Source organism: Ruminococcus sp. AM43-6, assembly GCF_003461785.1.
Classification (GTDB): Bacteria; Bacillota; Clostridia; order Oscillospirales; family Ruminococcaceae; genus Hominimerdicola; species Hominimerdicola aceti.
In genome coordinates, this window is sequence record NZ_QTXU01000017.1 from 50,086 (window position 1) to 59,920 (window position 9,835).

The 9,835-nt window shown below is 39.4% G+C and carries 9 protein-coding genes; 8 read left to right on the forward strand and 1 reads right to left on the reverse strand.

The features are described 5' to 3' along the window. Window positions 1–20: 20 nt before the first annotated feature. Complete coding sequence (gene bsh / locus DW938_RS09875) at window positions 21–995, reverse strand: choloylglycine hydrolase (RefSeq protein WP_118124655.1); 975 nt, start codon at window positions 993–995, stop codon at window positions 21–23. 227 nt (window positions 996–1,222) lie between these two features. Here bsh and cls point away from each other — a divergent pair, with 227 nt between their 5' ends. The 8 genes from cls (at window position 1,223) to DW938_RS09915 (ending at window position 9,607) form a co-directional block, all read left to right on the forward strand. Next, window positions 1,223–2,752, forward strand: coding sequence for a cardiolipin synthase (cls, locus tag DW938_RS09880; RefSeq protein ID WP_242992481.1), 1,530 nt, complete (start codon window positions 1,223–1,225; stop codon window positions 2,750–2,752). Window positions 2,753–3,043: 291 nt separating this feature from the next. Further along, window positions 3,044–4,474 carry a magnesium transporter gene (gene mgtE / locus DW938_RS09885; protein WP_118124656.1) on the forward strand — a complete coding sequence of 477 codons (1,431 nt, stop codon included), beginning with the start codon at window positions 3,044–3,046 and terminating at the stop codon, window positions 4,472–4,474. Between the two features lie 501 nt (window positions 4,475–4,975). Next, the gene (locus DW938_RS09890) at window positions 4,976–5,512 is read left to right on the forward strand and encodes a sigma-70 family RNA polymerase sigma factor (RefSeq protein WP_022288371.1); all 537 of its coding nucleotides are present in this window, start codon (window positions 4,976–4,978) and stop codon (window positions 5,510–5,512) included. Then, window positions 5,505–6,176, forward strand: a complete 672-nt coding sequence (locus tag DW938_RS09895; RefSeq protein ID WP_118124657.1) for a DUF4367 domain-containing protein — start codon at window positions 5,505–5,507, stop codon at window positions 6,174–6,176. The genes DW938_RS09890 and DW938_RS09895 overlap by 8 nt, the downstream gene beginning before the upstream one ends. Window positions 6,177–6,215: 39 nt before the next feature. Then, window positions 6,216–6,425: a hypothetical protein gene (locus DW938_RS09900; RefSeq protein ID WP_117892276.1), complete on the forward strand. Its 210-nt coding sequence runs from the start codon at window positions 6,216–6,218 to the stop codon at window positions 6,423–6,425. Window positions 6,426–6,440: 15 nt separating this feature from the next. Next, window positions 6,441–7,652: an ABC transporter permease gene (locus DW938_RS09905; RefSeq protein WP_118124658.1), complete on the forward strand. Its 1,212-nt coding sequence runs from the start codon at window positions 6,441–6,443 to the stop codon at window positions 7,650–7,652. 1 nt (window position 7,653) lies between these two features. Next, window positions 7,654–8,931 carry a hypothetical protein gene (locus DW938_RS09910; RefSeq protein WP_118124659.1) on the forward strand — a complete coding sequence of 426 codons (1,278 nt, stop codon included), beginning with the start codon at window positions 7,654–7,656 and terminating at the stop codon, window positions 8,929–8,931. A gap of 13 nt (window positions 8,932–8,944) precedes the next feature. Continuing rightward, window positions 8,945–9,607, forward strand: coding sequence for an ABC transporter ATP-binding protein (locus DW938_RS09915; protein ID WP_022288376.1), 663 nt, complete (start codon window positions 8,945–8,947; stop codon window positions 9,605–9,607). Window positions 9,608–9,835 lie beyond the last annotated feature (228 nt).

Genomic DNA, 9,835 nt, shown 5'->3' on the forward strand with positions numbered 1-9,835 from the left:
GATTTTGTACGGAGCGTTTGCTAGTTCTGAAAGTTTATTATCTCGTTGGTTATCATAGGGTAGGCGATAAGCTTGGCGGAGTCAAGGTCTTCTTTGTGCATATCAACAGCGGATATCTGATGTCCGTTGTAGGTGGTGTAATAGTAAATGCCCTTGTCGGTATTGCAGCAGCTTGTATAAATGGTTATCTCATACTTGCCCTCTGCCACCTCGCAGCAGCCTCTTTGCTGGTCAACTGAGTTTAAAATGTGGAAGAACTGGCTCACACTGTCCTGCTCGTCAGGGGCGGAGCGTGAGTTCATTTTCACAAATGCGGCTCTTATAAATCTTGATTGTGATGACAGGTCGCCCGGTAGTCCCATTGCGCCCATGCCACGGCTGTAGGAAGTAAGGTCAAGCTTGTCTGAAAAAGTGTTTTCAGGCTGTTTTGGAGAAAGTCCACGGAAATCGTTGAGTCTGAACATCTGCATATCAAAAGGAGGATTGTTCGTCAGCACTCCCACGGGATCGTCATAGACCTTTATGCCTTCTTTTACAGATTCCACTACGATACAATCGTTCTTGTCTGCTATTATCCAATGGAGCTGACCTGACGGCATTTGCGGGCTGAACTGAGTTTTGGTTATGTTTATCTTTTCTATAAGCGTCCTTGCTTCTGTCACGTTTGCACACTGACAGAGAATCCATGGGATAAACTCAAACTGCGCAACGTTGTCCCTGCCGTCAATATCATCACGGTAAAAGGCGTTGCCAACAAAGTTAAGACCTGCCATGGCAAGACCCTTTTCATTGGCGGCGTCATAGAAAAGAGGATAATCCTGAGCGACATGAGCTGTGCCTATTACCGCATAATGGGTATCTATCCTGCCCATATTAACAAAGTTAAGGGGAAAGTTTCTTGGCATTATGACTATTTCCTCGCCGTAGGAGCTTTCATAGTCAAGAGTTCTTCCAAAATAAAAATCGTTCGTTTTATAAGTTGCCGCAGTACACATTTTGTTACCTCCGTTATCAATTATATTATTTTTGTAGGGGCGAACACTGTTCGTCCGCCTACAGACAAAGCTATCAGCAGGACATATCTCATATTTAATATAACACTTTTTAATAATAAAATCAATGGCGTTGACTTATGTTAAAAAAATTGTTATAATAATGGTAACATCGCATAATGATAGTGTTTTGTTGTCCTAAGATGATAAATGAAAGGAGCGAAACGGAGTTGACGTGGAACAATGTAAAGAAAATAGCAGGCAGAGTGGTGGCGGTGATAGTTCCTGTGGCGATGCAGTTTTTGTGGTATCTTCTCATACTTAAATGGCTCAGCAAGGCGGCAGGGCTTCTCAGCATCGTGCTTACTGTGCTGTCATTTCTGTTTGTGCTTTATATCAACACAAAGCGTGAGGAGAGCAGCTACAAGACTCTTTGGCTTATTGTGATACTTACTTTTCCTGTGCTTGGCGCAGTTATGTATATAATTTTCGGCAACAATAATACGGCGAAAAAGCTTGAAAAGAATATCACAAAGGCAAGGCTTCACATGGACTATGAGCTTTCTGACGGGGAAAAGTGCATAGGGGAGCTTAGGTGTGAGGACAAAAGACTTGCTCAATCGGTGAAAAGAATAAGCGACGCAACGGGTTTTCCTATGGTGAAGCTTGACAGCGCAGAATATTTTTCCGTGGGCGAGGAAATGTTCGCTGATATGTGCAAGGAGCTTGAAAAGGCTGAGAAATATATTTTTGCGGAGTATTTTATTTTGCAAAACGGCAAGTTTCTTAACACTATGGTGGATATAATGGCGAGAAAGGCGGCTCAGGGCGTTGACGTCAGGATAATGTATGACGACCTTGGAAGTATCGCAACATATTCTCTTGCAGACGCTTTGAAGCTTGGTGAGAAAGGTATAAAATGTGTGCCTTTCAATCCGTTCCTTTTTATAAAATCACAGCTCAACAACCGTGACCACAGAAAAATAATGGTGGTGGACGGCAGAGTTGCATACAGCGGCGGAATAAATCTTTCGGACGAGTATATAAACATAGGCTCGAAATATGGTCACTGGAAAGATATCGGCTTCAAGATAACAGGCGAGGGCGTAAAAAGCTACACCTATATGTTTATGGAGTTCTGGAACGCTTTTTCAAATGACATGATACCTCATGACCTTGTGGGGAAGAGCTTTGAAAAAGAGGGCAAGGGTGGCGACGGTTATGTTTTGCCTTATTATGATTCCCCTATGGTGGACGAAAATGTGAGCAACACGTTTTTTTCTGAGATGCTCTATGCTGCAAGCGATTATGTGTGGTTCTACACACCGTATCTTATGCTTGGTGACAGCCTTTTTGACGCTTTTATAAGGGCGGCTAAACGTGGGGTCGACGTGCGTATCATAATGCCAGGTATCGCTGACAAAAAGGTGGTTTTCAGGCTTTCGAGAAGCTATTATCGTCAGCTTATCGAGGCAGGAGTGAAGATATATGAATACACGCCGGGATTTGTTCACGCAAAGGGCTGTATATGCGATGACAAGCTTGCGGTGCTTGGTTCGGTAAATCTTGACTATAGAAGTCTTTTCCTGCATTTTGAGTGCAGCTCTATATTCTATGATTCGTCTATAATAAAGACTTTCAAGGCGGATATCCTTGAAACCCAGAGCAAGTGCAGACAGCGCACGCTTGAGGACACAAAGCGTGGTTTCTTTGGACGGCTCATTGACGGCGTGCTAAGGATATTTGCTCCATTGCTTTAACAGCTTTTTAATATTAAAATAAGATTTTTGGTGTTGATAGATCTTTGCTAAAATGGTATAATATCGGAGGACTAAGATAATACGGAGGTGAATAAAGTGGCAAACTGCGACAGTTGCGGGTCTAACGGGCGATTATGTATATATGTGAACACAGCCGACGGGCTTCGCTTTGCGTTGCCGTTTTATTCGTTGTGATCTGATATATCTGCCCGTGTGTGACCTGTCATGCACGGGCATTTTTATGCCTGTTTGTCCCTCACGTCATAAAAAAATGAAACGGAGGACAAGCAAATGAAGAAAAATGAACTGAACAAAAATGTAATTTTAAACGAGGACGCAGTAAAGAACATTCACTGCGACGAGATAACCGCTGTCATCAACAGCAATGATTCCCCGAAAGCCATGATGAACAAGCTTGACGATTATCATGGCAGTGATATCGCAGAGGTAATAAGTACGTTTTCTGTTCTCAACAGAAGGAAATTCTATCGTGTGTGCAGTCTTGAAATGCTGGCAGAGATATTTGAATATCTTGACGAAAAGCAGGCAGGGGAGTATCTCAGGGAAATGGATATCCACAAGGCTTCGGAGCTTATATCGGAGCTTGACACTGATACAGCAGTGAATATTCTGTCTGAAACAGATAAGGACAGGAGAAGCCTTATTATAGACGCTGTTGCACCTGATGTACGCAGTGAACTCAAGCTTATCGCTTCATTTGATGAGGAAGAGATAGGAAGCAGAATGACTACGAACTGCATTATCATTGACGAAGACATGACTGTAAAGCAGGCAATGAATGCTCTTGTTAGTCAGGCGAGAAAAAATGACAACATCTCAACGCTGTTCGTGGTGGATGAAAATAAGGTTTTCAGCGGAGCTATAGATCTGAAGGATCTTATCACGGCTGACAGCGAGGTGGAGCTTGAGAGCATAACGGCAACTTCTTTCCCGTATGTTTACGCCAACGAGCAGACTGCCGATTGTATCGAAAAGCTGAAGGATTATTCAGAGTATATCATACCTGTGCTTGACGATTCAAACAGGCTGCTGGGAGTTATCACAGCGCAAAACATCATCGAGGCATCAGATGATGAAATGGGCGAGGATTATGCAAAGCTTGGCGGTCTTTCCGCAGAGGAGGATCTCAACGAGCCTGTATTGCAGAGTGTGAAAAAGAGATTGCCTTGGCTGCTTGTGCTGTTGGGACTTGGCATGGTGGTGTCAACAGTGGTGGGAGCGTTTGAGAAAGTTGTTGCACAGCTCACTCTTATTGTGGCGTTTCAATCGCTGATACTTGACATGGCAGGAAATGTTGGTACACAATCCCTTGCAGTGACTATCCGTGTGCTTACAGACGGAAGCCTTACCGCAAAGCAGAAGCTTCACCTTGTATCAAAAGAAATGCGAGTCGGACTTCTAAACGGCACTCTTATAGGCGTGCTGTCGTTCATAGCAGTGGGGCTGTATATTTTCTTCTTCAAGGGCAAGGGGTTGGTATACTCCTTTGCGATGTCGGGCTGTATAGGCATTTCACTTATACTTGCCATAATAGTATCCAGTGCAGTGGGAACGCTCACACCGCTTTTCTTCAAGAGAATAAAGATAGACCCTGCCGTTGCGTCAGGCCCTATGATAACCACGCTGAACGATCTGGTGGCAGTTGTGGCTTACTATGGAACTAGCTGGATATTCCTGCTGAATGTTTTGAAGCTGGGGTAGAAAAAAATAGAATAAGATAAAAAAGCCGATCGCATCCATTTGGGTGCGGTTGGCTTTTTCAGGTTTGGCTATTAGATTCAATGTAATGCCTATCTTATTGAATAATTTTGCATTTGGAGTTTTCTTCAATTTCTGAAAAGACCTTTTTTTGATCGATTATTGAATCATAGTATGACTTCCTTATTTCTTTGACCAAAACTAATTTGTTATTCTCAATTTTTTTGAATTGATAAATGCCATAGATCTTATGGTTGAAAAAGTAAATGAAAGATACCAGTTTTTCATCTGACAAAAGTTCACCATTTTGTGCATCATATTGTTGATCTATATTTGAATTTTTGTAGCTTTAACTAAATTGAATGGCTCAATCATGTTAGTTTTATACAAGTATAAATCGCAAAATGTATTATAATTTCGGGTTATAAGTTTATTTGTTGGTATCTTGAAAAGTATGTCAATATGTGTTATACTTAGTAACATAAGTAACTCAGGGGGAATCAAATGTTAGCTGTATGTATGACCTTGATAGACAACGATAAGGATCAGACGTCTTTTGAAGATTTTTATTACAGAAATCGTCAGATAGCCTATGCTTTTGCATACAAGATCTTGAATAATTCTGCGCTGGCAGAAGAGGCTTGTGCAAATGCTTTTTTCAGCATCGCAAAATGTTTTAAAAAAATTCACAATTATTCTTTGCACGATATGGACGCATATCTTATTAGAACTATTAGAAATGCCTGTTATGCGATCTACAATAAGGAAAATCAAAATCCAACATCGTCTATATTTGATCTTAAGGTGGAAGATGAGCCGAGTGAGGATTTTTATGATGATATTGACTTAGATCTGCTTATAGATGCGGTAAGAAAGCTGGATGATAAACTAAAGTCTGTGATAGCATATAAGGTCTATTATGATCTGACTGCTGATGAGATCGCACAAATCATGGGCATTTCTAAGAGAACGGTATTTAATTATCTGAACAAAGCCAAAAGACAAATTTTAGATTTGATCGGTGGTGATCGTTTTGAATGATAAGTTCAGACAAGCAATAAAATTAGGCATAATTGATGAAGACTATAAGGATTATTTGGCTGTTGAGAAAATTCCACATGATTTTTCGGAAAAATATGAGCAGAGAATTGGCGAGCTGATAAAAACTAACAGAAAAAGCGGTCACAGACATATAAAGATCACTCTAAGATTTGCTGCGGCGATAATAGCTGCGGTGCTTGCAGTCGGCTCTGTGACAGTTGCCGCCGTACCGCCGCTGCGTGAATGGTTTGTTGGAATATTTGTGACACAAGGGGAATCTCATTCTAGTGTAAGATTTGCAGATGGTGATATTGAAGATAATAGTTTGTCTGTTGCCAACAATGTTATGACTCCTGACTTCATTCCTAGCGGTTATGTATTGTCAGAAGATTTTATAGACGATTTTACACACATTGTGACTTATACAAACGGCACGGAGCAAATTCAATTCACTCAAAATGATATATCGGCTGGAATGAATATAGATATTGATGATTTAGGTGCAAGGCAAATAAAAATAGGTAAATATGACGGATATATTTCAATAACTGAAAATGATATTATTCTTGTTTGGACAGATAAATCTTTTTCATACTCAATCGTTGGAAATGCGAGCGAAAGTGACATAATTCGTATGGCAAATTCAGTTAAGTCTACAAATTAAAAATTCGTGATTTATTGCGAAACGAGAAAGGAAATAAGTATGATTATTAAGAAAATTGTTACGGGAATTGTTGCATTGGCTATTGTAAGCACTATGGCTGTTACTACTGCATTAGCAACTACGTCAGCAACCAAAGAGGTATATGGTCAGTCATATGCTTATTATATCCATCGTGTAGAAGTTAGAACAGATAAGGATAATCAGATTGCTATAGACAATGTATGTTATCGTATAAATCAAAATAAGTAATATTAAGAGGACTAAATGAAATACGTTTTTATTAACCTGAAAAATTTTGCCGTAAAGAATGTACTTATCTTTATTCTATTTATTGTTTGCGCCGTTACTGATGTGCTTATAATATTGTTTTCACATGGTGCATTTCAGAATTTTAAAGCAAGCAAGGATTTTGAAAAGCAAAAGAAGTATGTATTTAACTATACTTTTTCATTTGGCGATATAATAGATACTCAGGAAGACAGTGATGGCAGGATCTTGTCTTATTTTGGAACAGATTCTATAACTCCTGTTCAGCTTCGTGAGGTGCTTGACAAGCTTGATGATAATTCTAAAGCGTCAATACCGGGTATGTATTTTGGTTTAATGTTTGATCAAGACGAGCTTAAAATTGATGAGTGTTTTGACGGCGGTCAACCGTATCTTATGTCTGCGGTGCGCATTCAATATGATGAGGAGCTGAATGATTATAGTTTATACGAATCGTATGTCGACAACATGAGTATACGCAAAGGCAGATATTTTACTAAGGAAGAATATGCTTCAGACGAAAATTTGGTCGTGCTGCCTAGCGGCGCAAAAGACGATATGATTGGCAAGAATGTTGAACTGCTTGGCAAAAGCTATAAGGTCATAGGCATATTCGGTAATACTGTACAAGAGGAATTTCAGGTGCCATTTAAAACGTTGGGTGATAACTGCACTATTTCAAGCATAAGTTTTCTTGATGACAATGCTCTCGATACAGAAAGCTTTTTTAAGCTGAAAAAAGCTTTCAGCGAAGTTCTAACGTGTAATGTTAATTTTCCTCCGATAGACACGATCGATATGGCTGAAATAAAATTCTACAATTCCGTTATATTTATGTCCGTAGCCGTTGCGATAGCTTCTGCAATAAACCTTGCAATGCTTTTCAGATACATAATAAGATCCCGTGCTAAACAGACTGCTATATTCATGCTGTGTGGCTGCACGTCAAATAAAATAAGACGGATGTATATAGCCGAGATAGGTATGATATCAGTGACGATATATGTGATATTTGCATTGGTATTCAATTATGCGCTGCTTCCTAAGCTTACTTTGTTTTTTGAGTATATCAAGGTCGCATATAATTTCAGGGTATATATGACCATATTTGGAATATATATTATTTCTATTTATTTGTTCCTTAACATTGTGATATTGTTTACCAATAAAAGATCCCCTGTGAAAATGATGAAAGAGAGGGGAAAATAATATGATAAAATATGGTTTAAAAGAATTTGCAAGAAATATCTACAGCAATATTTTTATCGCTGTTCAGCTCGCCATTGCATTTATTATAATGTCGGCGGCTGTTTCTTCTGTTCTTTCAAGAATAGAGATGTATACTCCTGTAAAGAAATACTTTCCTGATGGCAAGGGACTATATATATGTAATATATATGATACTGCTCCTCTTGACAGTGAGCTAAAAAATATTGATGATGTGGAGTTGGTGACAAGCGGATATGATACAAGCTTGTATTATTCTCCGTCATCAAAAGATCTATCTAACGGACTTGGTGACGATAGAATGAGCGTTAATGCTTTATCTGAAGATATGATAAAGTCATTTACGCCGCAGATGAGTTCGGGAAAATGGCTGTCTAATGCGTCGGCTAACGGAGATTTGATACCTGCTGTTGTGACTGAAAACAGCAACTACAAAACGGGTGACATAGTTACCATTATGCACAAAGAGAAAGTAGGGGAGATGTCCCCTGATGATGAGGATTTTGACTATGCTGATCCTTATAAGTATGAGTATGTTAAGAACAAGGTGAAAATTGTCGGTGTCATAGCTGACGGCTCACAGTTGCTGGGGTTTTCATCTGCATATTTAGGCACTGAGGATAGTATAAAAGAAAAGCCTGATTTCAGAGATCTTTATGCTAATGTTAATAAGCATGGCAACATGATGCTGATAGTTCCGACAGACTGTCTTAAAGATATAAACTGTAAAATATATCCTTGCGGCAATCAAATAGTAACGTTAAAGGATAATGTAAGCAATGAGCGTTTTAAGGAGCTTGAATTATATCTGAGGGATTATGGCAGGGTTTTTGACTTTGAGGATTTCAGAGAAAATTCGCTTGTCTATATTAATGGTCAGCTTATCAAGCTTGTTCCAATGCTTATATGTGTGATAGTTCTTGTTATTGTAAGCTCAGTTTCGGCTTCGGCAGTGAACATAAAAAAGAGACTTGGAGATTATGGTATCTATTATCTCTGCGGAGCAAAGTGGAACGCATATATCAAGATAAATCTTGTGTGTGATCTTATGACCGCAGTTATGGCAGCCGCCATTGCAGTGTGTATTTCAAATGTTCTTACTATGAGCAAATTTATGGGAAATACAGTTATAAGTTTTGGTTGGCTGCACTTGATTGGCTGTGTATGTATCGTTATCTTGAACATTCTGATCTCACTTTTGATACCGGGCGTTATAATGAGACGAAATACACCAAATGAGATCTTGATGATAAATGAATAAGAGAGGCATTATAATGATAAAGCTTGATAAAATAATAAAGATATATAATCCAAAGAAAGCCAATGAATATGAGGCTTTGCATGGGGTATCATGCGAGATATCAGACGGTGAAATGGTAGCGATAATTGGAAAATCAGGCGCAGGAAAATCCACACTTTTGCATATCCTTGCCTGCATAGACAGCTATCAGAGCGGTGAGTACACAATTGACGGCACTTTGGTAAAAAATTTATCGGAGGGGCAGTATGCACAGATAAGGAATGAAAAGATAGGCATTGTAATGCAGGACTTTGCACTTGTTGAGGATTTTTCTGCCCTTGAAAACGTATTGATCCCATTGGATTTTGCAAAGAAAAAGATAAAGAATAAAAAAGAAAAAGCTCTTGAAGCATTAAAAGCTGTTGGTATGGGGGATCTTTCTAAGAAGCCTTGCAACAAGCTTTCGGGAGGACAGAAGCAGCGTGTTGCTATAGCCAGAGCAATTGTCAACGAGCCTGCCATGATACTTGCGGACGAGCCTACAGGAGCGCTGGACACAAAGACCTCGGCCGAGATAATGGAGCTTTTCAAACGCCTTAACAAAGAGGGAAAAACAGTCGTTATCGTTACTCACGATCCAAAAGTCGCAGAACAATGCAGTCGTGTTATCGAAGTGTCTGACGGTAAGATCATATAGAAAAAATCCAATTCCCGCACATCAAATGCAAAAATCACATTTTGATATCGGCTGTTTAGCGTGATATGCAGTGGGTGTGACATATCCTAATAACATAATTCGAGCTTTTTTTATCTTTCTTTTCTTTATATCTGTTTAATAAGAGTAAAATTGTCAGAATAAAAAAATTGGGGCTGTAAAAAAAGTTCCCAAGAAAAAAGGCTGCGATCTTGCCAAAAAGCAAGACAG